Source organism: Nocardia mexicana NBRC 108244 (genome assembly GCF_001613165.1).
GTDB classification, from domain to species: domain Bacteria; phylum Actinomycetota; class Actinomycetes; order Mycobacteriales; family Mycobacteriaceae; genus Nocardia; species Nocardia mexicana.
The window spans coordinates 16,381-40,534 of the sequence record NZ_BDBV01000112.1 but is presented as its reverse complement, the minus strand read 5'-3'; the positions used below and the strand labels follow the sequence as shown (position 1 = coordinate 40,534).

Annotated in this window: 23 protein-coding genes and 1 riboswitch; of the genes, 14 read left to right on the top strand and 9 right to left on the bottom strand. The window is 68.1% G+C overall.

Features of this window, described 5'->3' with window-relative positions; translation table 11 throughout:
* Positions 1–483: 483 nt before the first annotated feature.
* The 3 genes from NM1_RS35800 (at position 484) to NM1_RS35790 (ending at position 4,365) form a co-directional block, all read left to right on the top strand.
* Complete coding sequence (locus NM1_RS35800) at positions 484–1,773, top strand: adenylosuccinate synthase (RefSeq protein ID WP_068030749.1); 1,290 nt, start codon at positions 484–486, stop codon at positions 1,771–1,773.
* Between the two features lie 415 nt (positions 1,774–2,188).
* Positions 2,189–2,770, top strand: coding sequence for a TetR/AcrR family transcriptional regulator (locus tag NM1_RS35795; protein WP_068030745.1), 582 nt, complete (start codon positions 2,189–2,191; stop codon positions 2,768–2,770).
* A gap of 11 nt (positions 2,771–2,781) precedes the next feature.
* Positions 2,782–4,365, top strand: a complete 1,584-nt coding sequence (locus NM1_RS35790) for an FAD-dependent monooxygenase (RefSeq protein ID WP_174556948.1) — start codon at positions 2,782–2,784, stop codon at positions 4,363–4,365.
* A gap of 280 nt (positions 4,366–4,645) precedes the next feature.
* Here NM1_RS35790 and yczR read toward each other — a convergent pair whose 3' ends face one another.
* The gene (gene yczR / locus NM1_RS35785; RefSeq protein WP_068030739.1) at positions 4,646–6,142 is read right to left on the bottom strand and encodes a MocR-like transcription factor YczR; all 1,497 of its coding nucleotides are present in this window, start codon (positions 6,140–6,142) and stop codon (positions 4,646–4,648) included.
* Positions 6,143–6,510: 368 nt separating this feature from the next.
* On the opposite strand from yczR, the gene NM1_RS35780 reads away from it, so the two are divergent.
* Together NM1_RS35780 and NM1_RS35775 are read left to right on the top strand one after the other, a co-directional pair.
* Positions 6,511–6,858: a hypothetical protein gene (locus tag NM1_RS35780; RefSeq protein ID WP_068030737.1), complete on the top strand. Its 348-nt coding sequence runs from the start codon at positions 6,511–6,513 to the stop codon at positions 6,856–6,858.
* A 53-nt stretch (positions 6,859–6,911) separates the two neighbouring features.
* The gene (locus NM1_RS35775; RefSeq protein WP_068030768.1) at positions 6,912–7,463 is read left to right on the top strand and encodes a methylated-DNA--[protein]-cysteine S-methyltransferase; all 552 of its coding nucleotides are present in this window, start codon (positions 6,912–6,914) and stop codon (positions 7,461–7,463) included.
* 64 nt (positions 7,464–7,527) lie between these two features.
* Here NM1_RS35775 and NM1_RS35770 read toward each other — a convergent pair whose 3' ends face one another.
* The 5 genes from NM1_RS35770 to NM1_RS35750 all read right to left on the bottom strand — a co-directional run bounded on the left by NM1_RS35770 (position 7,528) and on the right by NM1_RS35750 (position 13,627).
* The gene (locus NM1_RS35770) at positions 7,528–7,938 is read right to left on the bottom strand and encodes a hypothetical protein (protein WP_147289058.1); all 411 of its coding nucleotides are present in this window, start codon (positions 7,936–7,938) and stop codon (positions 7,528–7,530) included.
* A 137-nt stretch (positions 7,939–8,075) separates the two neighbouring features.
* Entirely contained in the window at positions 8,076–8,399 is a 324-nt protein-coding gene (locus NM1_RS42760) for a hypothetical protein (protein WP_147289057.1), read from the bottom strand.
* Between the two features lie 100 nt (positions 8,400–8,499).
* The gene (locus NM1_RS35760; RefSeq protein ID WP_084520366.1) at positions 8,500–9,477 is read right to left on the bottom strand and encodes a hypothetical protein; all 978 of its coding nucleotides are present in this window, start codon (positions 9,475–9,477) and stop codon (positions 8,500–8,502) included.
* Between the two features lie 216 nt (positions 9,478–9,693).
* On the bottom strand, positions 9,694–12,309 hold the full coding sequence (locus NM1_RS35755) for a helix-turn-helix transcriptional regulator (protein ID WP_068030726.1): 2,616 nt from the start codon (positions 12,307–12,309) through the stop codon (positions 9,694–9,696).
* Between the two features lie 217 nt (positions 12,310–12,526).
* Positions 12,527–13,627, bottom strand: a complete 1,101-nt coding sequence (locus tag NM1_RS35750) for a CaiB/BaiF CoA transferase family protein (RefSeq protein WP_068030722.1) — start codon at positions 13,625–13,627, stop codon at positions 12,527–12,529.
* A gap of 204 nt (positions 13,628–13,831) precedes the next feature.
* Between NM1_RS35750 and NM1_RS35745 the strand changes: the two genes are divergently transcribed.
* The 5 genes from NM1_RS35745 to NM1_RS35725 all read left to right on the top strand — a co-directional run bounded on the left by NM1_RS35745 (position 13,832) and on the right by NM1_RS35725 (position 17,306).
* Positions 13,832–14,803: a purine-nucleoside phosphorylase gene (locus NM1_RS35745; RefSeq protein ID WP_068030765.1), complete on the top strand. Its 972-nt coding sequence runs from the start codon at positions 13,832–13,834 to the stop codon at positions 14,801–14,803.
* Between the two features lie 136 nt (positions 14,804–14,939).
* Entirely contained in the window at positions 14,940–15,260 is a 321-nt protein-coding gene (locus NM1_RS35740; protein WP_068030720.1) for a WXG100 family type VII secretion target, read from the top strand.
* A 10-nt stretch (positions 15,261–15,270) separates the two neighbouring features.
* The gene (locus NM1_RS35735; RefSeq protein WP_147289056.1) at positions 15,271–15,576 is read left to right on the top strand and encodes a WXG100 family type VII secretion target; all 306 of its coding nucleotides are present in this window, start codon (positions 15,271–15,273) and stop codon (positions 15,574–15,576) included.
* Between the two features lie 391 nt (positions 15,577–15,967).
* Entirely contained in the window at positions 15,968–16,882 is a 915-nt protein-coding gene (locus NM1_RS35730; protein ID WP_068030717.1) for a polymorphic toxin type 24 domain-containing protein, read from the top strand.
* A 25-nt stretch (positions 16,883–16,907) separates the two neighbouring features.
* Positions 16,908–17,306 carry a HEAT repeat domain-containing protein gene (locus NM1_RS35725; protein WP_068030712.1) on the top strand — a complete coding sequence of 133 codons (399 nt, stop codon included), beginning with the start codon at positions 16,908–16,910 and terminating at the stop codon, positions 17,304–17,306.
* A gap of 78 nt (positions 17,307–17,384) precedes the next feature.
* Here NM1_RS35725 and NM1_RS35720 read toward each other — a convergent pair whose 3' ends face one another.
* Complete coding sequence (locus tag NM1_RS35720; RefSeq protein ID WP_068030711.1) at positions 17,385–18,257, bottom strand: amidohydrolase family protein; 873 nt, start codon at positions 18,255–18,257, stop codon at positions 17,385–17,387.
* Positions 18,258–18,411: 154 nt separating this feature from the next.
* The gene (locus NM1_RS35715) at positions 18,412–19,797 is read right to left on the bottom strand and encodes an FAD-dependent oxidoreductase (protein ID WP_068030708.1); all 1,386 of its coding nucleotides are present in this window, start codon (positions 19,795–19,797) and stop codon (positions 18,412–18,414) included.
* A 285-nt stretch (positions 19,798–20,082) separates the two neighbouring features.
* Between NM1_RS35715 and NM1_RS35710 the strand changes: the two genes are divergently transcribed.
* From NM1_RS35710 to NM1_RS35695, 4 genes are all read left to right on the top strand, one after another.
* On the top strand, positions 20,083–20,520 hold the full coding sequence (locus NM1_RS35710; protein ID WP_084520362.1) for an Rv0361 family membrane protein: 438 nt from the start codon (positions 20,083–20,085) through the stop codon (positions 20,518–20,520).
* 61 nt (positions 20,521–20,581) lie between these two features.
* Positions 20,582–20,701: riboswitch (SAM riboswitch) on the top strand.
* A gap of 17 nt (positions 20,702–20,718) precedes the next feature.
* Entirely contained in the window at positions 20,719–21,141 is a 423-nt protein-coding gene (locus NM1_RS35705) for a rhodanese-like domain-containing protein (protein WP_068030706.1), read from the top strand.
* A gap of 139 nt (positions 21,142–21,280) precedes the next feature.
* Entirely contained in the window at positions 21,281–22,495 is a 1,215-nt protein-coding gene (locus tag NM1_RS35700; RefSeq protein ID WP_068030703.1) for an O-succinylhomoserine sulfhydrylase, read from the top strand.
* A 69-nt stretch (positions 22,496–22,564) separates the two neighbouring features.
* Complete coding sequence (locus tag NM1_RS35695) at positions 22,565–23,146, top strand: hypothetical protein (protein WP_068030699.1); 582 nt, start codon at positions 22,565–22,567, stop codon at positions 23,144–23,146.
* Positions 23,147–23,155: 9 nt separating this feature from the next.
* Here the strand turns inward: NM1_RS35695 and nrdF are convergent, their stop codons facing one another.
* Entirely contained in the window at positions 23,156–24,121 is a 966-nt protein-coding gene (gene nrdF, locus NM1_RS35690; RefSeq protein WP_068030696.1) for a class 1b ribonucleoside-diphosphate reductase subunit beta, read from the bottom strand.
* Between the last annotated feature and the right edge of the window lie 33 nt (positions 24,122–24,154).

The following is a 24,154-nucleotide window of genomic DNA, read 5'->3' as shown; positions in this document are numbered from 1 at the left end:
GCGGCCGGGGGTTGGCAGGGTACGGAGGCGCTCTGCTGTGGGGTTTCGGCTCGCTCCTTCGTCGCATTGCTATAGGTGCTGGCGGTGTGCGGCTCGTTGTCGAATTCGTGGTGTGCGTCTCGTGGTTGGCTGGAGTCGGCTCGATTGGCTGGAGTTGTCGTAGTTTGGGGCGTTCCCGGATTACTGCAGGTTTCTCCATGTGCCGCTTGCTGATCGGGGGGAGAATTTCGTGGATTTCTACAACCGGGGTCTTCTCGCGTGATCGCGGCGGTGCATCGGGTTCGGGGGCGTGTCGTCGTCGCGCGAAAAGTGTTGTCGCGATAGGCATCCGGTTCGGGGGTGTGCTCCGGGCCACAACTGCCTGGTCGGGTCCCGGGTGGCGATGACGGCATCCACTAGACTGTGCCTCCGGCCACCGCCTCGGAAACGGCAGGTAGCTGCAGCATCGGGGATGCTGCGTGTCGAAACCGTAGGAGATTCCACATGCCGGCAATCGTCCTGATCGGCGCCCAATGGGGCGACGAGGGTAAGGGCAAAGCTACCGATCTGCTCGGCGGTCGAGTCCAATGGGTGGTCCGCTATCAGGGCGGCAACAATGCCGGGCACACAGTGGTGCTGCCCAATGGCGACAATTTCGCCCTGCACCTGATCCCCTCGGGCATCCTGAGTCCCGGTGTGACCAACGTCATCGGCAATGGCGTGGTCGTCGATCCGGGCGTGCTGCTGGACGAGCTGGCCGGGCTCGAGGAGCGCGGCGTGGACACCTCGCGGCTGCTGCTCTCCGCCGACGCGCACCTGATCATGCCGTACCACGTGGCCATCGATAAGGTCACCGAGCGTTTCCTGGGCAACAAGAAGATCGGCACCACCGGTCGCGGCATCGGGCCCTGCTACCAGGACAAGGTCGCGCGCGTCGGCGTCCGGATCGCCGACCTGCTGGACGAGAAGATCCTCACCCAGAAGGTCGAGGCCGCGCTGGAATTCAAGAACCAGGTGCTGGTGAAGATCTACAACCGCCGCGCGCTGGACCCGCAGCAGGTGGTCGACGAGGTGCTCACCCAGGCCGAGGGATTCAAGCACCGCATCAGCGACACCCGGCTGCTGCTCAACCAGGCGCTGGAGGGCGGCGAGACCGTGCTGCTGGAGGGGTCGCAGGGCACGCTGCTCGACGTCGACCACGGCACCTACCCCTACGTGACCTCGTCGAACCCGACTTCCGGTGGCGCCGCCGTCGGTTCGGGCATCGGGCCCAACCGGATCGGCGCCGTGCTCGGCATCCTCAAGGCGTACACCACCCGCGTCGGCTCCGGGCCGTTCCCGACCGAGCTGTTCGACCAGTCCGGCGAATACCTGGCCAAGACCGGCGGCGAGGTCGGCGTGACGACCGGACGCTCCCGCCGCACCGGCTGGTTCGACGCGGTCATCGCCCGCTACGCCACCCGCGTCAACGGCATCACCGACTACTTCCTCACCAAGCTGGACGTGCTGTCGAGCCTGGACCGGGTGCCGATATGCGTCGCCTACGAGATCGACGGCGAGCGGGTCGAGCAGATGCCGACCACCCAGACCGAGTTCCACCACGCCAAGCCCATCTACGAGGAGATGCCCGGCTGGTGGGAGGACATCTCCGGCGCCCGGACCTTCGAGGACCTCCCGGCCAACGCCCAGGCCTACGTGCTGCGCCTGGAGGAGCTGTCCGGCTCCCGCATCTCCTGCATCGGCGTCGGCCCCGGCCGCGACGAAACCATCGTCCGCCACGACGTCCTGGGCTAGCCCCCGTCCCCGGCGCGCACCGTCCATCGCGTCCTGGCCGCTCCGTCCATCGCGTCCTGGGCGCTCCGTCCATCGCATCCCGGACGCGGTGCGTCCGTCGGGTCCCGGGTGTGCTTCGTCCGTCGCGTCCCGGACGTGCTTGGGCCGCTACGTACCTCGCGTGCTCCGTCCGTCGCGTCCCTCGCGTGCTCCGTCCCTCGCGTCCCTGGGCGTGCTCCGTCCGTCGCGTCCCTGGGCGCGCTTCGTCCGTCACATTCCGGGCGCGCCCACTTCACCGCATCCCCTGCATGCTTTTGGCCGGGGAGTCGTGGTGGATTCCGGCCGAAAGCATGCGGGAATGAGTATTTTGGTCTTGACGGGGGAGTTTGTGGGCGCGTAGAAGTGTACGAAACCGTTTCGTTTACTTGGAGGGTGTATGGCTCGTGGCGTAGAGCGCGAGGAGGCGATCCTGTCCGCGACGTACGACCTGCTCGGTGAGGTCGGATACGCGGCGCTGACGATGGATGCCGTCGCGGCTCGGGCGCAGGCGAGCAAGGCCACCATCTACCGGCGCTGGAAGGGGAAGCCCGCGCTGGTGAAGGCGGCGATGGATGCGCACGATGCCGCCTACGCCGCCGATGTCCCCGATACCGGCACGCTGCGCGGCGATCTACTGGCTGCGCTGACCGAGCTGTGCGCGCAGGTCGACGAGCGGTACGTCACGATGATCACCGGACTGATGCACGCCATGCGGGTCGATCCCGAACTGGCCCGCGCGCTGAAAGCCCATGTGGCCGACGAGGATCTGGGGCCGTTCTGCGTCATCGTGTCGCGCGCCGTGGCCCGCGGGGAACTCCCGGAGGAGACCGAACCCGTTCGCGCCCACCGGGTTTCGGAGGCGCAGATCATGCATCGGATGTTTCTCGGCGATCCGGTGGACACCGAATTCCTCGCCGACCTGGTCGACGAGCTGCTCATGCCGCTGCTCACCCGCAGCTTTCCGGACAGGAACCCCTGATGACATCCGAACTGCCCGTGTTGATCGCCGGTGCCGGTCCGACCGGCCTGACGCTGGCGTGCGATCTGGCCCGCCGCGGCATCGCCTGCCGGATCGTGGACAAGGCCCCCGCGCTGTTTCCCGGCTCGCGCGGAAAAGGCCTGCAGCCCAGGACCCTCGAGGTCTTCGACGACCTGGGCGTGATCGATGCGGTGCTGGAGGCGGGCGCGCCGTTCCCGGACTTTCGGATGTACCGGGGGACGGAGGTGCAGTGGACGCGCACGGTGCACCGGATGCTCGGAGTGCGCCGTCCCGATCCCGGGGTGGGTGTCCCGTATCCCGATATCTGGCTGCTGCCGCAGTGGCGGACCGACCGGATCCTGCGCGACCGCTTCGAGGAATTGGGCGGCAGTGTCGAATTCTCCACGGAGATGGTCGATTTCGAGCAGGACGCGGAGGGTGTGACTGCGGTACTCGAGCATGCGGGAAGGCGCGAGCGGGTCCGCGCCCGGTATCTCGTCGGCGCCGACGGCGGGCGCAGCCTCGTGCGCAAACGGCTCGGGGTCGGTTTCGAGGGCGAGACGTTCGAGACCGAGCGGACGCTGATCGGAGACGTTCGCGCCGAGGGACTTTCGGGCACCTACTGCCACATTCTGACCACCGGCGATGTGACGGAACGCTTTTCGCTGTGGTCCCTGCCCGGCACCGACTACTACCAGTTCGTCGCGACCGTCGCCACCGACGATGTCCCCGAGTTGACGGTCGAATCGATACAGAAGCTGCTCGACGAGCGTTCCGGCCGAGCCGATATCGCGCTCACCGACCTGCGCTGGGCCTCGCTGTACCGGGTGAACGCCCGCATGGTGGATCGGTTCCGCGTCGGCCGGGTGTTGCTCGCCGGGGATGCCGCGCACACCCATTCCTCGGCCAGCGGTCAGGGCCTGAACACCAGCGTGCAGGACGCCTACAACCTGGGCTGGAAGCTTGCCACCGTGCTCGGTGGCGGTTCGGACGCACTGCTGGACACCTATGAAGCCGAACGGTTTCCGGTGGCCGCGGAGGTGCTCGGGGTATCGACTCGGTTGCACCACAGGAGCTTTCGCGAGGCGCGGCCGGACGAGCCGGTGGAGGCGCCCGACATCTTCCAGCTGCGCCTCAACTATCGAGGCGGTCCGCTGGCTGTGGACGATCGCACCGAGGATCTCGGTCTGCTCGCCAGGGGGCAGCGCTCGCGGCCCGCTGAGCGTGTAGGTCCGGCCTCCGAACCGGGAACCGTACGGGCGGGCGATCGAGCGCCGGACGCGCACTGCGGTGATACACGGCTGCACGATCTTTTCCGGGGCCCGCACTTCACTCTGCTGGCGTTCGGCGCGGACGTCCCGGCTGGTATGGCCGGTGTGGACGTGCACGCTTATCGAATCGAAACCCTCACGAGTGCATCGGGTTTCGCGATCGCCGATAGGGCCGGTGAGGCATTCCGCAACTACAGCATCTCACCCGATGGGCCGGGCACGCTGATCCTCATCCGCCCCGACGGATACATCGGCGTCGTCGCCACCGACCCGGGGCCGGTTCGCGACTATCTCGCCCGCGTCGCGTCACCCGCGACTGTGTAACAGCTGAGGCGAGACCGGAGGCCACTCGAACCCTCGTCGCACCCCGAAACTCACGCACCCCGCATTGATTCACGCACCCCTTCCAGCAACGTGTACAGGGTGCGCGAGCATGCGCGGGGTGCGTGAGTTTCGGTGTGCGCAGGGCAGGCCGGGGGTCAGTAGCGGGTGACGCCGCGGGTGCGCACTTCACGCACCCCGCGTTGGCTCACGCACCCCGTTCCAGCGCTTGTACGGGGTGCGTGAGCACGCGCGGGGTGCGTGAGGTGTGGTGTGCGGGGGGTCAGTAGCAGGTGAAGGGGGTGAGGGGGTCGGCGGAGTGGGGGGTGAGGGCGGTGTAGGTGGCGGTGATGGCCTTGACTCCGAGGCGGAGGTCCGGCTCCTCCTGGGTGAAGGGGAGGCGGATGAAGCGTTCGAAGGCGCCCTGAACGCCGAAACGTGGTCCGGCGGCGAGTAATACGCCGTGGTTCGGGGCCGTTGCGGCGAGCGCGGTCGAGACCGGGGTGGGCAACTGGACCCACAGCGACATACCGCCCGCGCCGGTGACCGCCTGCCAGTCGGGCAGCTCCTCGGCCAGGGCGTCCAGCAGCGCCGCGCGCCGGACGCGCAGCTGGTCGCGGCGGCGGTCCAGGATCGTATCGGCATGTTCGAGCAGGTACGTGGTGGCCAGCTGATCCATCACCGGGGTGCCCAGGTCGACCGTCGAGCGGGTGCCCAGCAGCTTGGTGATCAGCGACTGGTTCGCTCGCACCCAGCCCACGCGCAGGCCGCCCCAGAACGACTTCGAGGCCGAGCCGATCGACACGATCTCCGGGCCGCGCGCGAAAGCCGCAGCGGGGGGCGGGGTTTCGCCGTCCAGCTGCAGATCCGCCATGGATTCGTCGACGATCACCGTCATCCGGGTCTCCCGGGCGATGGCGGCCAGTTCGGCCCGCCCCTCCGCCGTCATCAGCAGGCCCGTCGGGTTGTTGAAGTCGGGCACCAGGTAGGCGGTACTGGCCGCGGTTTGCCGTGCGGCACTGCGGATTCCGTCCAGGTCCCAGCCGGCGCCGGGCTGTTCCGGCCGCAGCGGCACCGGCACCGGCCGGGCGCCGACGTCGCGGATCGCCTCGATCGCGTTCGGGTAGCTGGGATGGTCGATCAGCACCCGCTCGGCGGGCGCGGTGAGCACGTTGAGCAGCAGCCGCAGCCCGTGCTGGGCGCCGAGGGTGACCAGGATCTGGTCCGGGTCGGTGGGCAGCCCGCGCTCGGTGTAGCGCCGCGCGATCGCCTCGCGCAGCGGCAGCACGCCGACCGGGTCCATGCCGTGCGTCCCGAGGTAGATCGGAAGACCCTGCAGCGCAATCGAATACGCCTCGCTCATCTCCGGAGGCGCGGACATCGCGGCGTAGGTCATGTCGATGGTCGGCACCTCGGACGGCGGCATCATCGCGAGAATGCTGCGGGCCGGTTTGGTGCCGTCGTGCTTGACGGTGGACGGCAGCGCGACGGTGCTGCGCGACCCCTGCCGACTGATCAGGTATCCGTTCTCGCGCAGCAGCGAATACGCGGAGGTGACCGTGGTGCGGCTGACGCCGAGGGTGGTGGCCAGGTCGCGCTCGCTCGGCAGCGCGACACCCAGCGGGGCTCGGCCGTCGTGGATCAGCAGCCGGATGCTCTCCGCCAGTGCGAGATAGGCCGGACGCGAGGTCCGCCGGGCGCCGTCCGGCTCGGAGTCCTCGTGCCGCCACCGGCCCAGATCGCGGGTCAGGGTGGCCGCGCTGATCACACGTGTCGCCATAGGGGCCAGTATTGCGACGCTGGCTATGTATTTCAAGTCCAGATGGGGTGCACACTGCACCTATGACTGCACTTCTCCTGCTCGGGGTGGTCGTCGTGGTGACGGCCGCAACCCTTCGTATCTACGCGCCTCGGCCCGGTGAGCGCGGGGCATTCCGGCAGGCGACGCTGCGGGCGCGACACTCGCTGACGGACTGGGGCGAGTCGTATTCGGTCGAGTATCGGGAGATGCCAGTCTGCGAAATTGGCCCTCAACTCGCGCGTGAGCCCGGGCGGTATTGCACCAGGACACCGAACCTCCGTCTATCAAAGGCCAGTTATGGGCGTGTGGATATTTAATCCGGGTCCAGATGGCCGCACGCTGGTCCCATGGTCTCCTTCATCGCTTCCCTCGCAGTCGTCGTGATCTTCGCGGCGATCGTGTACCGCTTTGCGCCCACGCGCGGCCAGCGGGCCGCCGAGCTGCTCGAGCGATACCGTCCGCACGCGCCGATGTCCGACTGGTCGCTGTCGTACTACGACGATCGGCGCCAGTATTCGGAGTTGGTCGCGATCCGGGCGCATCGGGAGTCGGAGGCGGCCGTGACCCGGGCGCATCGCGAATCGGAAGCGACCGCGACCCGGGTACATGGCGAGTCGGAGGTGAACCGGAGCCGGGAGGCGGACCGCAGGCCGCAATCGGCGTGCGGCATCGGGCGTGGAGCAGTCCAGTTCTGATGGGCTGGACCGGGTCGCCGGGAATTGTCGGTCCCACCGTGCACACTGACCGTATGCAAGATCCGGACCGCCTCGCCGCGGCGGCGCTCTTCGACACCGCGATCGGTACCTGCGCGATCGTGTGGACCGATGTCGGGGTCCAGCGCTTCATGCTGCCGGAGCCCACCGCGGCCGCAACCCGGTCCCGCCTGCTGCGTCGCGGCTCGGGCGTGCGCGAGGCCGAGCCGACCGGGCAGATCGCGGAGGCGATCGCCGGCGTCCGCGCGCACCTCTCGGGAAGCCTCGACGACCTGCGGTGGATCGCGCTGGACCAGGGCGGGAGTCCGGAATTCCATCGCGCCGTATACGAGGTGACCAGGGCGATCGATCCCGGCCACACGCTCAGCTACGGCGAGGTCGCCGAGCGGATCGGGGCTCCCGGCGCCGCCCAGGCGGTCGGTCAGGCGTTGGGCCGCAATCCGATTCCGCTCATCGTGCCGTGCCACCGGGTGCTGGCCGCCGACCACGCCCTGCACGGCTTCTCCGCCCCCGGCGGCCTCACCACGAAGGAGCGCCTGCTCGGGATCGAATGCACGCCGGGCTTCGGCGAGCCGATGCTGTTCTGAGCCTGCGCGAACGAGCGCCGGAACGCCTGACGCGCAGTGCATTCCGGCGTTCGTTCGGCGCGGACTACTTCTCGGGCTGCGGCGCGGGGTTGGGAACGAGGGCGTTCTGGATGCCCTCTGTGGTGCGGTTGACGCCGTCGACCACCTCGTTCGGGACGGCCTCGGGGACGGGGGCGCTGAACTCGCCGATCCGCACGGTGCGCGGCTCCGGGACCTGGGGCTCCGCAGGCTTTTCCGGCTTCGGCGGCGCGGGCTTCGGCGCGGAACGTGGTGCCGGAGCGCTGTTCTGGGGCGCCGCGGCACGCAGATCGGCCTCCGCCTCCGGTTCGGCGGGCTGATTCGGCATGACCACACCCGGCTGCACGGGCCCCGGCGCGGCCGCCGCCACGGCGGCACAACTCAACCCGACAGCCAGTGGCAGTACCGCCAGTACGACCCGAATCCCCGCCCGCACGTTCCGATTACGACGAATCACGTCGGAGTACCACCCTCACCGATCCGATGACCAACCGGCGACGGTCTGTCGCCAGACCAGATCGTAGCGGGCTCTTTCCCTCCGATCCACCACTTCAAACCTCGAATCTGCCCGGTGTGCGGGGGAGTCTGGGGTGACTACTCGCCCGCCTTGACGATCGGACCGTAGTAGAGCAGCGGCAGTCCCGTGCCCATGCAGGTGACCCAGACATCGGCGCCCGGGGTGAATCGCAAATAGACCGGATTCGGTCCCTGCTCGAATTGGTAATAGCCAGGTGCGAATTGCACGTACGGCGGCTGAACACCCACCCCCTGGCACATCCACCACTCGCCCGGTGCGAGATCCATCCGGATCGCACCGGACGGTTCGGAGCTGGGGATCGGCGGCGTCGCGGATGCCTGATGCAGGCCTAGAAGACTGCAGGCGCCCGCTGCCAGGAAGATCGCGGTGGCCCGGAGCATGGTTCGCGCTCCCGGTACGGCGTTCGTGCCGGGTGTGCGACGCGCTGCAGTGGTAGTCGTGCGTAGGACTGTGTTCATGACAAACCTTTGCTGCGCTGGGTCAGACGGCGGCGCCGAAGGCCGTTCCGGCAGCGCCGCCGACGGCACCACCGACTGCTCCACCGACGACGGCTGCCGGGATACCAGTCAGGGCAGCCCCTGTGGCGGCACCGGCAGCGGCGCCGACGCCTGTTCCGATCAGCGCACCGCCAGCGGCGCCGGCGGTCATTCCGGCGGGACTGCCCGGCGTCCCCACGACAGCGCCGATGATTCCGCCCGTCGCGGCGCCGACTCCGGCACCGACCACGGCGCCGGGCACGGCACCGATGGCGGCGGCGGGGATCCCGAGGGCGGCCGCGCCCACGGCGGCACCGCCGACGGCGCCCGCCACCGTCAGCCCCGCGATCTTGTCGGAGCGGCTGGCGTTGATGCCGACCGAGTTGAGGCCGGTGGCGATGGCCGCCTCGGTGCCCGCGGCGGCGCTGTTGGCGGGGTCGAGGATGTCGTTGGGAACGTCGTCGGGGACCGGGGTGGTGAAGGCGCCCACGCGCAGGGTGCGGGGCGGCGGTGCGATCGGGGCGACCGGCTCCACCGGGGTCGGCGCGTGCAGGTTCTGGAAGTTGATCGCCGGGGCCGCCTCGGTCCGGGGAATCGGCCGGAAGCTCTGCGGGACAGCGTAATCGGCGCCGGGCGGCGCGGGCGGGACGACCCGGGGCGTGGTTACGCCGGGCTGCACGGCGCTCGGGCGCGGAAGCGCGAGATGGTCGGAGGGAGGCAGGACCACGCCGGGCTGCACCGGGCTGGAGGTGGCGGGCTCCGGCGCCACGTGGTCGGCGCCCGGCGGGACGGCCGCATCGGGCTGCCGTGGCGTGGTGGGCCGCTGCGGAGCGATCGTGCCGGTGGACGACGGGGCGCCGCCCGCTCCGACCGCCGCCTGCTGGTCGGTGCCGGTGGAGCACGCCACCGCGAGCGCGAGCGGGATGGCGCCGAGGGCTATCGCGCGCCGCGGCACGCCGGAATTCACTACTCGACGAGCCACGTCGACACACCTGCCTAGGAAAATTCTCGATGTGAAGCAGATCCCCCGTGATCGGGAACAGACCCCCGGTGACCAGGGCGGTCACGCGCAGAAGCGATGGTAACTGTTTGATAACTATAAAATGCAAATCGATGTGATTCAGTACACAGGAAAGCGGCCGAATGGTTGAAAAATCACCCAGTCGGCCGCTTTATCGATTCCTGCCCGCTATCGGCGTCAGTTGCGCTGTTTGCCCTTGGGTGGCTCGCCGCGCATGAGCTCGGCGAGCGCCTCCCGATCGGTGACATCGAGCTTGATGCACGCCCGGTAGAGATGCCCCTCCACCGTCCGCACCGACACGGTGAGCCGGTCGGCGATCTGCCGGTTCGTCAGTCCCGCCGCGACCAGGTTGGCGATCTCGCGTTCGCGCGCGGTCAGCGGCAGCGGCTGTGCGGACTGTCGCAGCGCCGGTGTGCTGGCCCCGCCGCAGGCCGCGGCCAGCCGGTTCGCGGTCGCGGCCGACTCCAGCAGCCGGCGCCGATCGCCGGAGCGCTCGTGCGCCGACGCGGCCTGAGCCGCCGCGTCCGCGGCCGACAGCATGGCGCCGAGCTGCTCGAATTCCGCTGCGGCGGTGTCCAATCCGGGCCCGTCGTTGGAGGCGACGGCGACCGCGTGCCGGGCCTGGGCCTGCACCAGTCGCCCGTCGATCCGGGCCGCGATATCGGCGAGCCGACCGGCGACCGTGTGGTCGCCGAATCGCGCGGCGGTGTGCAGTGCCATCGCCTCGATGGCGTGCTGGTTGGACCGCGCCGCGGCATCGGCGGCGGCGATGGCGAGCCGGACCGCGGGGGTGACGGTGCCCTCGGCCGCGGCCTGCCAGGCACGGGCGATATCGAGTTGGGGTTCGTACACCGCGGAGTGCCGCCCGCCGCGGCGATCGGCCTCGGAGATGACCTCCTTGGCCTCGGCGGCGCGCCCCAGCGCCGAATACGCCTCGGCCAGACGGACTCTCGCGGGGAACATCCAGGCGGCGGCGCCCTCGGCGGTGAGCGCGGCCAGGGCCTGCTCGAGGTTCTCCACACCGTCCGGGAAGCGTCCCTGGGCCACGTCGACCGTGCCCTGCAGGATCTTCGACAACCCCCACGCCAGGTACTGCCCGGGCGACGAGTAGCCGAAATACGCCGAGGCGCCGTGCCGTGCGGATTCCAGGTCGCCGGTGAAGGTGAGCGCCAGCACCTCGGCGTGCGCGGACATGAAGCGGTTCAGGCCGTCGATATGGGATTCGACCTCGTGCCCTCGCGCGGCATACTTGCGGGCGGCCTCGCCGCGGCCCATCAGCGCCAGCGCCAGGCCGCCGCCGAACGAGGCCCACCACACGGCCCACGGCGGCGATTCGGAGTCCGACATCACCTGTTCGGCGTCGAGGAACGCGTCCTCCAAGCGGTTTTCGTTGACCGCGCACGCGGATGCCAAGCCCTGCAACGTCAATTGCAGCTTCGGATGCGACACCTTGCTCTGCACCAGCGCCAGCACCTCGTCGGCGCGGTCGGCATCGCCCATGGACCACAACAGGTTCGAGACCCGGGTGCTGCCCCACCGGACCAGCTGCAGCTCGTTGAGCTGGTCGGGGTCGAAGCTGGCCAGGGTGCGCTCGGCCTCGATGCGGTGCCCCTGGTACAGCAGGGCGCGGGCGAGCAGGTCGGCGGATTCGACACCGCCGCGGCGCTCCACCGCCGCGCGGGCGAACCGCTCGCCGAGCGGGATGTTGGCCAGCCCGATCGCGTCGGCGGCCGCCGCCTCGAACAGCTCCAGATCCGCGGATTTGTCGCTGTCCAAGGCCAATTCGGCCAGCCGGATGCGGTCGGAGGCGGACTTTATGGGCCGCTCCCGCAGCGACGAGTACAACCGGCCGCGCAGCCGCCGCGCGGAGGCGATGCCCAGCCGCCGCCGGATCACCTCGCCGAACAGCGGATGGTTGTAGCGGACCAGCAGCTGGTGCGTGTTCTCGACAATCCTGATGACGCCGCGGGATTCGGCCGCCTCCACCGATTCCTCACCGGCCAGCTCGGCCAGCACGTCCAGATCGATCGGCTCGCAGAAGGTGAGCAGCTCCAGCACCCGCAGCACGTCCTCGGGCAGCTGCTCCACCCGATCCTCCAGCAGCGCAGCCAGTTCCGAGGTGACCGCGGCCCGTCCGCGCAGCTGCCAGACCCCGTTGACCTGCCGCAGGGTCCCGGCCTCCAGGGCGCCTTCCACCAAATGCCGTAGGAACAGGGCGTTTCCGCCCGACGACTCCCACATGAGGTTGGCGGTGAAGCCCTCCAGCTGCCCGCCGAGCATATTCTCGACGAGCTCGACGCTCTGGCGTTCGGTGAAGGGGGACAGGTCGATTCGCAGCAGGTGCCCGTCCTTCCACAGCGAGGTCACCGCGTCCGGTACCTGGACCCCGCTGCGCACCGTGCACACGATGTGCGCCGCCTTGTCGATGGCCAGCTGCAGCAGCAGCGTCGCCGACAGCTGGTCCAGCAGGTGTGCGTCGTCGACACCGATGATGGTGTGCCCGTCGGCCAGCAGCGCCTCACGGGCGGCGGCCATGAAGGTCACCGGGTCGTGCGCGGTGTAGACGCCCACCATGTGGGCGAACACACCGAGCGGAATGCTGCGGGCGGACTCGGTCCCCGCCACCCACCGGATATTGCCGCCTACCGCGGCCGTTGCCTGCCGCGCCAGCGTCGTCTTGCCGACGCCGGCGTCGCCGGTGAGCACGGCGCCGACGAATCCGGTGCCGGTGAGTGCCGCGCGGATCGACTCGAGCTCATTCCCGCGTTCGATCATCGGCCAGTTCCGTGCCATGCGAATTACTTTAGTGCCTCAGCGAATGTACGCGGAGCGAACGAAGGCCGAACGGCAGCAGGCAGATCCAGCGCAGATGCCTATGTGCTATCGACAACCGGCGTCGCCGTGCGCGTGCATTTGTACGTACGTTCAGGTCGGCGGGGTTTCGATGCGCCCGATCCGTGCCGCCGACCTCGGCGTGAAGGCCTGCAGCGCGGGTTCGCCGCGCTCGAAATCAGTCCGCCCAGACCCGCTCGATCGGCGTCGCCTCCGACGGTGGCGGCGTGGGAGTCTCGGTCGGGGTGCGGGAGAACCGCGGGGCGGGCGCGTGCTGGACGACGCCGTCGATCTCCACCAGCGACTCGCGCGCGGCGATGTGCCCGTTCTCGGTGGCCTCGGTGAGGGTCAGGACCGGGGTGACACAGGCGTCGGTGCCCTCGAACACCGCCGACCACTCGTCCCGGGTCTTGGTCTTGATCCGGTCCGCGAACAGCTTCTTCAGCTGGTCCTGGCCGTTCGGGTCGATCTGGTGCGGCAGGCCCTCCGGGTCGATCTCCAGGCCCTTCAGGAATTCGGCGTAGAATTGCGGCTCGATGCAGCCGACCGCCAGGTATTTGCCGTCGGAGGTCTCGTAGGTGTCGTAGAACGCCATGCCGGTGTCGAGCAGGTTGGTGCCGCGCTCGTCGGACCACAGGCCCACCCCGCGCATGCCCCAGATCATGTGCGACAGCGCCAGCGCGCCGTCGATCATGGCGGCGTCGATGACCTGGCCCTTACCGGAGCTCTGCCGCTCCACCAGCGCCGCGAGAATGCCGAACACCAGGAACATGGACCCGCCGCCGAAATCGCCGACCATGTTCAGCGGCGGCACCGGCCGCTCGCCCTTGTGGCCGATGGCGTTCAGCACGCCGGTGAGGGAGATGTAGTTGATGTCGTGACCGGCGCGGTCGGCGAGCGGGCCGTGCTGGCCCCAGCCGGTCATGCGTCCGTACACGAGCCGCGGATTGCGCTCGAGCGCCGCGTCCGGGCCCAGGCCCATGCGCTCGGTGACGCCGGGCCGGAAGCCCTCGATGAGCACGTCGGACTTCTCGATGAGCCCCAGCACCTTCTCGATTTCGGCCGCATCCTTCAGATCGGCCTCGACGATGGTGCGGCCGCGCCACTGCGGCCGTTCCATGAACCCGGGCAGCTGTCCGGGGCGCTGCACCCGCACCACGTCCGCGCCGAGGTCCGCGAGCAGCAGCGCCGCGTGCGGGCCGGGGCCGATACCGGCCAGTTCAACAACTCGGATGCCCGCGAGCGGGCCCTGTCGGGTGCCGGTGGATGGAGTGCTCACGCCCTACCTCGGTTCGTCGTCGATCCCTGCCTACCGGATCACAGCCCGGTATTGTCAGTATGACAATAAGGTCGGCGGCCGCGTCAATGGCGGGGGCGCTCGCCGCTGTCCGATCGATACCGTTCGGCAATACCCGGTTACGTCCAGGCAATGCGGTATGCCTACCGTCTGAGCAGCATCGTTGGACGACGACGGGAGAAACAGGTGTTCATCAGGTCTATCGGCCTGCTGGCGACGGCGTGCGCGGTGGCGGTTGCCGCCACCGGCTGCGGCAGCGGCGACTCCGGCGATGACAAGGTTTCGGTCAAGGCGCTGATCATCACGATGTTCGACCCGGAGGCCAAGCCTTGGGTCGAGAAGCAGCAGTGGACGCACGAGATCCCCGTCGACGGTGTGCGAACGCCGGTGCGCTGCAACGACTCCGGACTGTGCATGATGGTGACGGATATGGGCAAGGTGAACGCCTCGCTGTCCACCGCCGCCGTATTGGCCAGCCCGCGTTTGAATTTCGACGACGCGTACTTCGTGACCGCCGGAATCGCCGGTACCCCGCCCGACGCCGGGACGCTGGGCTTCGCCGCCTGGGCGCGCTGGGTGGTCGATGTGGATCTCGGCCATCACGTTCTGCCGCAGGATGATCCGAACGTCGCCAACGGCTATGTGCCGCATTCCAAGCCGAGCACCCAGGCGTACGAGCTGGACGGCAAGCTCGTGGATGCGGTGTACCGCAACACCAAGGACGTCGCGCTGGCCGACAGTCCCGACGCCGCGCAGGCGCGGGCCGCGTATCCGCAGCAGCAGGGTGCTCCCAAACCCACTGTCGTGCAGTGCGATACGGCCACCGGAGACAACTTCTTCAACGGCCCCGCCGCCTCGGCCCGCGCATCCCACATAGTCGGCCTGTACTCGAACGGCCAGGGCCGCTACTGCACCACCCAGATGGAGGACAACGGCACCGCCGCCGCCCTGCAGCGAGCCGGAAAGCTCGACCGCTACGTAAACCTCCGCACCGCCAGCAATTTCGACCAGCCCCACCCCGGCCAAACAGTCGGCCAGGCCCTGGACGCAGTCGAAACCGGCGGCTACTCACCAGGTTTCCCCCTCTCCATCGAAAACGCCTACCGAGTGGGGTTGGCCGCCGCAGACTATTTGATGCAACACCCCGACCTGTCCTGACGCGCGCCGTGCCGGGGCCCCGACAGCTGGATACGACACTCTCGGCCCGAACAAGCAGTCGATGCGCCACGAGATCGATGTGGGCAAGGCCGGGTATCGTGACCGAGATCCATCCAGTTGTCGGGGAGGGAGCGACATGACGGAGCCCGAGGGGCCTGCACCGGAGTTCGCCATTGTTCCGGCCGAGGTGACCGATGCCGGCCAGTTCGTCAAGTACACGGCCGATTCTCTGGTAAGCGGTTTGCGATCACTGGATGCCGATATTGCGACTCTGCTGGAGGCGTGGAGGGGCGGTTCGGCAGACGTTTACGGGGCTGGCTGGGAGGAAGTGAAGCAGGGCGCGGTCACCGTGCTCGAGTCGTTGTCCTCGATGGCGGAACTGCTTGGGGTTACGAGCCAGGTGGTCCAAGAGATGGACGACTCCAGGGCGCGGGCAATCAGCACGCTGAATATCTAGGGGGTGGATCGTGTCGGACGACGCGCGATCGTTTCAGGTGGATCTGGCCGACCTGGAACAGATCATGGCCAGGCTCGAAGGCTTCCGGGGGTTTCTCACCGAGAGCATGTCGGGATTGCAGTCGCGGATCGATACGGTCCAGCAGAACTGGACCGGAGAGTCGGCGGATGCGCAAGCCGAAGCGTTCCGGCAATGGGTCGCCGGCGCCACCGATGTGGCCGAGGGGATTGCGGCGATGAAGCAGGCCGCTCGGGCAGCGCATGATCGCTACAGTTCGGCGGCAGCGGCGAATCTGCGGATGCTCGGCCGGGGGTAGATGTCCGCGTGACCGGGTTCAACGTCGTTCCGACGGTTTACTTCTCGTCCGCAACCACTCTCAACCAAGCCGCGCAGGACTTCTATGCGGCGTTCGTGACGCAGATGAAGGCGATGTCCGGTACGGCGGACATGGGCGGCAGCGTCGGGCCCTGTAAGGATTGGGCGACCTCCTACGACACCACCGTTGGCGACGCATACCTCCTCGCAGGCCAATTGGCGGATGCGATCCATAACTATGCGGGGATTCTGCAGCAAGCGGGTCACAACTACGCCCTGGCCGATCACGATCCCAGCAGTGGCCAACCGGCGCCGGCGGCACCGGGCTCGCTGTGCCCGCGCGATCGGAGTGCCCGAATCCGCCGCCATCGGCCGGCGGGCCGGGAAGCGGGTTGGTCGATGACGGTTTCGAGCTGGCGAGCAAGGTCGGAATACCGATCCCGGACGGCGACCCCGGCAAGCTGCTCGCCGCCGCCGACACCTGGAATGCACTCGCCGCCAACGAAGCCGTAGCGAATCTACCGGCAAAGCTGGAGGGCATCGCACAGAACTTCCAGGCGGTTACCGCACCCGAGGTCGAGTTCATCGACGAAGACATCCGGGAGATGAAGTCCGCCGCCGAGGACCTGATCACCACCCTCGCCGACCTCGCCAATTCTTGCCGGGAACAGAAGACCGCGATCGATGCACTGCGAGCGGATCTTCAAGGTCTCCTGCAGGACTTGGCCGCGGACATCGCGACCGAGGTCGCGACCACCGTGGTGTTCAGCGTGGTCGCGGGCGCGCTGTCGGCCGGTTTCGGCGCAGCAGCGGTAACCGCCTACAAGACCGGCAAGATCGCGAAGAAGGTCAAGAACTGGGCCGACCGCATCGGCGGTATCGTCCAAAAAGCCAAGCTGCTGACCGCGGTCAAGGTCCAGAAGTCCACCGCGACCAGCCGCCAGAAGATGCAACGCATCATCGACTTGGTCAAGAAGCACGGCGACGATGTGAAGAAGGCGCCGGGAAAGTCGTTGCGGGAAAAGCTGGACAACGCCCAAACAACTACGGATAGGCGAATAACCATCGACAACGGCCCGCCCAACGGGTACATCGTCAAGCGAGATGCAAATGGAAATATTACAAACTATGTCCAGTTCGATCAGAACGGCCGAGGGATCAAGCGTGTCGACCTGACAGGCAGGCCCCATGCCGGGGTGCAGACACCCCATGTTGTCGAGATGGATCATAATGTTGCGCCCGATGGCCGTGTCTTCGTGCGGGAGCAGCGAGATGTCCGTCCGGCGGCACTGGATGAAATTCCGTAGTAATTATCGAGAACAGTGAGGAAGAATGGAAACGGAGTCGCCCTTTCAGGCATCACGTTCGCCGAGTTGGGAGAAGCGCCGAGCTGCTGCCTGGTCTCTCGGCGAGTTGCTTCCTGACCCCGCCGCGCTGGAATGTTTGTTCGGGTTGCTCGACGATGAAGACACTGCGGTCGAGCAGGATGTCGCAGAAGTGCTCGTTCGTCGGGGTGGACGCGCCGGTTTATCGGCCGTCTTGAGTAACCTTGGTCAGCGTGTCGACGATCCTGATGCCGACTATATTGCTTACCGGCTCAGAGAACTGCAGTTGTTCGAGGAAGTTCCGGTGCTGCAAACTGCTCGGCAAGTCGGTGACCAGAATGCGTCGAGCGAGATTCGCGATGGGCTACGCCAATTGGAGGAGTTGTTCGGCTCTGACATTCCGTGACAGACATCGGCCATTGTCGCGGATCTCAAATTGCGCCGTATCGGGCCACAGTCGGTGCGGGGCGTTTGGTGGAGATGGTTACTCGATGATCGGGAGTGGGATCGTATCTCCCGGTTGGAGTTTCGGTAGTTCGTCGCGGTGCAGGCGGAGGGTGGGGGGCTCGCTGACTTGCAGCGGGCGGGTGGTGGGCTGGTTTTCGGGGGCCGGGCGGGCTTTGACCGGGAGGCGGTAGAAGGTGCGGGCGTTGTCTTCCAGGACCTTGTACATGTCCGTGCCGGTGACGTCGGCGATCAGGTCGACGTCGGAGTTTCGGAACGGGCGGCCGGCGCGGGTGCCGGGGAGGTCGGAGCCGAACATCAGGGCGCCGGGGTTGACCGTGTGGATGCGGCGCAGGGCCGAGGCCACGTTCATCGAGATGCGGCCGAAGCCGGACGCCTTCACGCGGGCGCCGCGGTCGACCAGGTTCAGCAGGTACGGCAGGCATTCGTCGGACATGCCCATGTGGTCGATCGACAATGCGGGCAGTTTGGAGATCACCGGTTCCAGGGAGCCGAGCATGGAGCCGTCGATGTAGAGCTCGACGTGCCAGCCCGCGATGTCGTGCGCGCGCAGCGCCTGCATGGTCAGGGCCACGATGTCCCCGGCCGCGCGCTTGAGGTTGAACCGCAGTGCGCGCACGCCCGCGCGGTCCAGGTCCGCGATCTCGTCGTCGCTCGCGTCGGGATCCAGGTTGATCACGCCCACCCAGTTCGGGCCGAGCTCGGCCAGCGACGCGCGCAGAAAGCCGCTGTCGGTTCCCTGGAACGACGCGCTGACCACCGCGCCACCGTCGATATCGAAGCGGGACATGCGCTTTCGATAGTCGGCGATGGTGTAGGGCGGCGGCAGGTAGCCCTCGTTCTCGATCAGCGGGAACCGCGGATCGATGATGTGGACATGGGAATCGAACACGTGATCAGCATGCCTCACAACAGTGACAAATATGTAAGGGGATTCTTGCTTCCGGCCACCTCGGCCTCTCGGGGATCCGGTCAGCACGGAGGGTGCGCGAATCCCCGTCCCGATCCCGTTTCGGTCCCGGCGAGCGCCGGGACCTCGGGCGAGGTCAGGCCTTGTGCGGCTCGCTGGCGGCGAGCATCTCGTGCCGCTCGACCACCTTCACGCGCTCGCGGCCCTGCGGCTCGCCGAGGGAGCGCTCGTGCGCGTCGAGGCGGTACCACCCGGCCCAGGTGGTGAACGGAATTCCCTTGCCCTCCAGGAACTTCGTCACAGCCTCCGGCTCGCGCTCGGCGGCCGGGGTGAAGTTCGCCGCGTCGTCGAGCAGGCAGGCGATGGTCTCGTTGGCGTCGCCCTTGGTGTGGCCGATCAGGCCGACCGGGCCGCGCTTGATCCAGCCGGTGACGTAGGTCTGCGGCACGAAGCGATCGGCGCCGTCGGCGTCCTCGTCGGCCAGCACGCGCCCGGCCTCGTTCGGCACGGTGCCCGCCTGCTCGTCGAACGGCAGCTGGGGGATGTTCTGCGACAGGTAGCCGACGGCGCGGTAGACCGCCTGCACGTCCCAGTCCCGATAGACGCCGGTGCCCTTGACGTTGCCGGTGCCGTCGAGCTGGGTGCGCTCGGTGCGCAGCCCGGCCACGCTGCCGTCCTCGCCGACGATCTCGTGCGGCGACTCGAAGAAGTGCAGGAACAGCTTGTGCGGGCGGTTGCCGACATCGCGAATCGCCCACTGCTCCAACGTATTGCAGACCATGTCGACCTGCTTGGAGTGGCGGCGCGCCGCCTCCGAGCCCTCGTCGTAGTCGATGTCCTCGGGATCGACGATGACCTCGATATTCGGCGAGTGGTCCAGCTCGCGCAGCTCGAGCGGCGTGAACTTGGCCTGCGCGGGACCGCGGCGCCCGAACACGTGCACCTCGATCGCCTTGTTGTCCTTCAGGCCCTCGTAAACGTTCGGCGGGATCTCGGTCGGCAGCAGCTCGTCGCCGGTCTTGGCCAGCACCCGCGCCACGTCCAGGGCGACGTTGCCGACGCCGAGCACCGCGACCTTCTCCGCGTCCAGCGGCCAGCTGCGCGGCACGTCCGGGTGGCCGTCGTACCAGGACACGAAGTCGGCGGCGCCGTGCGAGCCGTCCAGGTCGATACCGGGCACCGGCAGCGCGCGGTCGGCGTTGGCGCCGGTGGAGAAGATCACCGCGTCGTAGAACTGGCGCAGCTCGTCGAGGGTGATATCGGTGCCGTAGTCGATATTGCCGAGCAGGCGCACCTGCGGCTTGTCGAGCACCTTGTGCAGCGCGGTGATGATGCCCTTGATGCGCGGGTGATCGGGCGCGACGCCGTAGCGGATCAGGCCGAACGGCGCGGGCATCCGCTCGTACAGGTCGATGCTCACCTCGGCATCGGACTTCATCAGGGCGTCGGCGGCGTAGATTCCGGCCGGTCCGGCGCCCACGATCGCTATGCGCAGCGGGTCGTTCGCACTGTATTCGGTCATTCTTACGCGCACCCTCTGGTCGAGAACTCTGTCGTCATGTACTCAGCCGTGTATTCAGCCGTCTTTCTTAGCTTAGGCTAAGTTGACGTGTGGTCCGGGCTGCACCCGGCCGATCCGACATCCCATCGATGCTGCTTCGTTGCTGCGCGGGGATGTGGTCCGTACCGGCCTGAGCCGGGGGTTCTGCTGATTCTATCGGTGGCTGCTATCGCGGTTATTCCCGGGATCCGGCGGGAAATGCCGATGTGATCTCGGACACCCGCGCCGACCAGGGATGATCGGTGCATGGACGAGACCCCCGAGGACGCACCCGCGATCGATCAACGCGAGACCACCCGGTCGGTGATCCCGTTCGTCGCCGCCGCGGTGGTGGCGGTGCTGGTGATCGGCGGGATCGTGGCTCTCGCGCTGGCGCGGCCGGTTGAGAACAATGTCACAGATTCCGATCGGATCGCGGCCGCCGTGCGTAATTTCTCGACCGCCCAAGCGGATTCGGATGCCGGGCGGCGGGCGACCACGGCCTGTCCCGGCTTCGACGAGGGCCGCTCGCCGCTGGGCCCCGGTGTGCTCGGCAAGCAGGTCGACGTCGCGAAGGTCGCCGACACGCGCCTCGACGGCGACCGCGCCACGGCCGCCGTGACGAGCGCTATCGACGGCCGCGAATCGACCGCGACCTGGCACCTGGCGCGAATCGACGGCACCTGGCTGGTGTGCGGCGGATGAGTGAGCCGCTGTACGAACTGGGGTTTGACATGCGACCTTGCGGCCAGGCACTCTCGATCCAGGTCATGAGTGCCAGCGCCAAGCCCCGGCTCGCTGGTCGGCAACCCTCCTCCGCGGTGGGGTGCTCCGGGTGACGACCTGGCCACGCGTCGAAGTCTCCACGATGCGGCAAGTGCGGATTCTCAGGAGGTATGAGAAGTGAGTTATGCGGGCGATATCACGCCGAAGCAGGCGTGGGATCTGTTGCACGACAATCCCGATGCGGTGCTGATCGACGTGCGCACCGAGGCCGAATGGCGGTTCGTCGGGGTGCCGGACACCAGCTCGATCGACCGGCCGACGGCGCTGATCGAGTGGGTGGACGGCACCGGCGCGCCGAACGCGCAGTTCGTCGATCAGCTGAAACAGGTGCTCGCGGACCGTGCTCCGGGCGCCGACGCACCGGTGATCTTCCTGTGCCGGTCCGGGCAGCGGTCCATCGGTGCCGCGACAGCATCCACGGCTGCCGGTTACGAGCCCTCGTACAACGTGCTCGAGGGCTTCGAGGGCCCGCTGGACGGGCAGGGCCACCGCGGTGGCGCGGGTTGGCGGGCACACGGACTGCCGTGGAGGCAGTCGTGAGCGGGGCGGATGTGCGAACCATCCGCTCGGCGCGCCCTGCGCGCGGCGGGGCCGAGTGCGGCCGGGGTGTAGTAATGAGCGGGGGCGAGTCGACCGGGTGCTGTTCGGCCACCGGTGCGCGTGACGATCGGAGGCTCGCGTGATCACCGGAGGTGCGTTCGACAAGCCGCTGCCCGAGGGCGTGGGCCCGGCGACCCTGGGGGTGCGCGGGGGCCTGCGGCGTTCCGGCTTCGAGGAGACGTCCGAGGCGCTGTATCTGACCTCCGGATTCGTCTACGAGAGCGCCGAGGCGGCCGAGGCCGCATTCACCGGCGACGTAGAGCATTTCGTGTACTCGCGCTACGGCAATCCGACGGTCGCCATGTTCGAGGAGCGCATGCGGCTGCTCGACGGCGCCGAGGCCTGCTTTGCGACGGCCAGCGGCATGGCGGCCGTATTCACCGCGCTCGCAGCGCTTCTGGGTAACGGCGACCGACTCGTGGCCGCGCGCAGCCTGTTCGGGTCCTGCTTCGTGGTCTGCAACGAGATCCTGCCGCGCTGGGGCGTGGAGACCGTCTTCGTCGACGGCGAGGACCTCGACCAGTGGGAGGCGGCGCTGTCGCAGCCGACCCAGGCGGTGTTCTTCGAGACGCCGTCCAACCCGATGCAGACCCTCGTGGATGTGCGGCGGGTGTCGGAGCTGGCGCACGCCGCGGGCGCGAAGGTGGTGCTGGACAACGTCTTCGCCACGCCGCTGCTGCAGCGCAGTCTCGATCTCGGCGCCGATGTGGTGGTGTATTCGGGCACCAAGCACATCGACGGCCAGGGGCGGGTGCTCGGCGGGGCGATCCTGGGTTCCCAGGAGTACATCGACGGCCCGGTGAAGACGCTGATGCGGCACACCGGCCCGGCACTCAGCCCGTTCAACGCCTGGACCCTGCTCAAGGGCCTGGAGACCATGCCGCTGCGGGTGCGCCAGTCCGCGCAGTCGGCGCTGCGGATCGCGGAGTTCCTGGAGCGGCATCCGGCCGTCTCCTGGACGAAATACCCGTTCCTGCAGTCACATCCGCAGCACGAGCTGGCCACGCGGCAGATGTCGGCGGGCGGCACCGTGGTCACCTTCGAACTGGCCGCCCCGGCCGAGGAGGCGAAGAAGCGGGCGTTCGAGGTGCTCAACCGGCTGCGCATCGTCGACATCTCCAACAACCTCGGCGATGCCAAGACGCTGATCACGCATCCGGCCACCACCACCCACCGGGCCATGGGCCCGGAGGGCCGCGCGGCGGTGGGCATCACCGACGGCGTGGTGCGGATCTCCGTCGGTCTCGAGGACGTCGAGGACCTGCTCGGCGACCTGGAGCAGGCACTGGGCTGAGGTTTCCTCCCTCGGGGACACGCCGGGGCGATGCTTCGATTCGGACGCTCGGCCATCGACGATGGCTCCATGGGCGCCGTTGAGGACAGCGACTGGATGGCGAATGTCTCGCCGGAGGAGCGGGCGGCCTGGGTGCGTCAGGACCGGCTGATGTACGGCGGGCTCATCGCCATCGGGACCGTCGTCATTCAGCCGTTCCTCACCTCCGGCCCGCTCGACCTCACCGCCATGATCGCGGTCATCTCGTTCGCGATCGGGCTGCCGCATCTGGCCGTGATGGTGCTGATCGAAGACTGGCCGGCGCCCGACATCTATCCCAAGCTGAGCTGGATGCCCACCATGGCCAAGTCCCTCGGCCTGTCCGGTTCGACCGCCGGTGTCGTCGCGGCCTTCTGGCATATCTCGTGGATCGCCGGGGTGGCCGTGCTGGCCAGCGGTATCGGCGCGGGCAGCGCGCTGACCGTCTACCAGGCCAAGGTCATGGTGCCCGAGGAGGAGCGGCGGCAAGTCGAGGCCGTCCGGCAGCAGGCCGAGCGGCAGGCCGAGGCGGAGCGGGAACAGTCCCGGCGGCAGGCCGAGGCGTTCCAGCGGCAGGCGGGGGAGGCCCGGCGGCATCGTGGGAAATCGACCGACGACACCGGGCGGTCCTAGCGACCCGCATCAGAAGTCCCAGTCGGCGTCCTCGGTCTGCTGCTGCTTGCCGATGACGTAGGAACTGCCGGAGCCGGAGAAGAAGTCGTGATTCTCGCCCGCGCCCGGATCCAGGGCGGCGAGGATCGACGGATCCACCCGGCATTCCGCGGTGTCGAAGAACGGTTCGTAGCCCAGGTTGGCCAGCGCGCGGTTGGCGTTGTACCGCATGAACGGCAGCACATCCTCGGTCCAGCCGACCGCGTCGTAGAGGTCGTGGGCGTAGTCGATCTCGTTGGTGTACAACGCATTCAGCAGCTCGTAGGTGTAATCGCGGTGGTCCCTGCGTTCGGCCTCGGTCAGCTCCGCCAGCCCGCGCCGGCATTTGTATCCGATGTAGAAGCCGTGCACCGCTTCGTCTCTGATGATGAGGCGGATGAGATCGGCCGTGTTGGTGAGCTTTCCGCGCGCGGACCAGCGCATGGGCAGGAAGAAGCCGGAGTAGAACAGGAACGACTCCAGCATCACCGAGGCCGCCTTGCGCTTCAGCGCGTCGTCGCCGCGGTAGTAGTCGACGATGATCTGCGCCTTGTTCTGCAGGTGCGGGTTGCGCTCGGACCAGTCGAAGGCCTCGTCGATCTGCCGCGTCGAGCACAGCGTGGAGAAGATCGAGCTGTAGCTCTTGGCGTGTACCGACTCCATGAAGGCGATATTGGTGAGCACGGCCTCCTCGTGCGGGGTGATCGCGTCGGCGATCATCGCCACCGCGCCGACGGTCGCCTGGGCGGTGTCGAGCAGGGTCAGGCCGGTGAAAACCCTTGTGGTCAGCTGCTGTTCGGTCGAGCCGAGCTGTTCCCAGGTGTGCAGGTCGTTGGACAGCGGCACCTTCTCCGGCAGCCAGAAGTTCCCCGTGAGCCGGTCCCAGACCTCGGCGTCCTTCGGGTCCGGCAGGCGGTTCCAATTGATCGCGTGCACGCGGTCGACGAGTGTGTTCATGCGGCTCTCCGATCGGTGGAACGGGCGCGCCCA

What these genes read in the sequence shown, in the direction of transcription:
- NM1_RS35715 (WP_068030708.1), bottom strand. Translation starts at nt 19,797, where the DNA reads ATGACCGAATACAGTGCGAACGACCCGCTGCGCATAGCGATCGTGGGC.
- NM1_RS35725 (WP_068030712.1), top strand. Translation starts at nt 16,908, where the DNA reads ATGGAAACGGAGTCGCCCTTTCAGGCATCACGTTCGCCGAGTTGGGAG.
- NM1_RS35710 (WP_084520362.1), top strand. Translation starts at nt 20,083, where the DNA reads ATGGACGAGACCCCCGAGGACGCACCCGCGATCGATCAACGCGAGACC.
- NM1_RS35795 (WP_068030745.1), top strand. Translation starts at nt 2,189, where the DNA reads ATGGCTCGTGGCGTAGAGCGCGAGGAGGCGATCCTGTCCGCGACGTAC.
- NM1_RS35775 (WP_068030768.1), top strand. Translation starts at nt 6,912, where the DNA reads ATGCAAGATCCGGACCGCCTCGCCGCGGCGGCGCTCTTCGACACCGCG.
- yczR (WP_068030739.1), bottom strand. Translation starts at nt 6,142, where the DNA reads ATGGCGACACGTGTGATCAGCGCGGCCACCCTGACCCGCGATCTGGGC.
- NM1_RS42760 (WP_147289057.1), bottom strand. Translation starts at nt 8,399, where the DNA reads ATGCTCCGGGCCACCGCGATCTTCCTGGCAGCGGGCGCCTGCAGTCTT.
- NM1_RS35800 (WP_068030749.1), top strand. Translation starts at nt 484, where the DNA reads ATGCCGGCAATCGTCCTGATCGGCGCCCAATGGGGCGACGAGGGTAAG.
- NM1_RS35780 (WP_068030737.1), top strand. Translation starts at nt 6,511, where the DNA reads ATGGTCTCCTTCATCGCTTCCCTCGCAGTCGTCGTGATCTTCGCGGCG.
- NM1_RS35695 (WP_068030699.1), top strand. Translation starts at nt 22,565, where the DNA reads ATGGGCGCCGTTGAGGACAGCGACTGGATGGCGAATGTCTCGCCGGAG.
- NM1_RS35740 (WP_068030720.1), top strand. Translation starts at nt 14,940, where the DNA reads ATGACGGAGCCCGAGGGGCCTGCACCGGAGTTCGCCATTGTTCCGGCC.
- NM1_RS35755 (WP_068030726.1), bottom strand. Translation starts at nt 12,309, where the DNA reads ATGGCACGGAACTGGCCGATGATCGAACGCGGGAATGAGCTCGAGTCG.
- nrdF (WP_068030696.1), bottom strand. Translation starts at nt 24,121, where the DNA reads ATGAACACACTCGTCGACCGCGTGCACGCGATCAATTGGAACCGCCTG.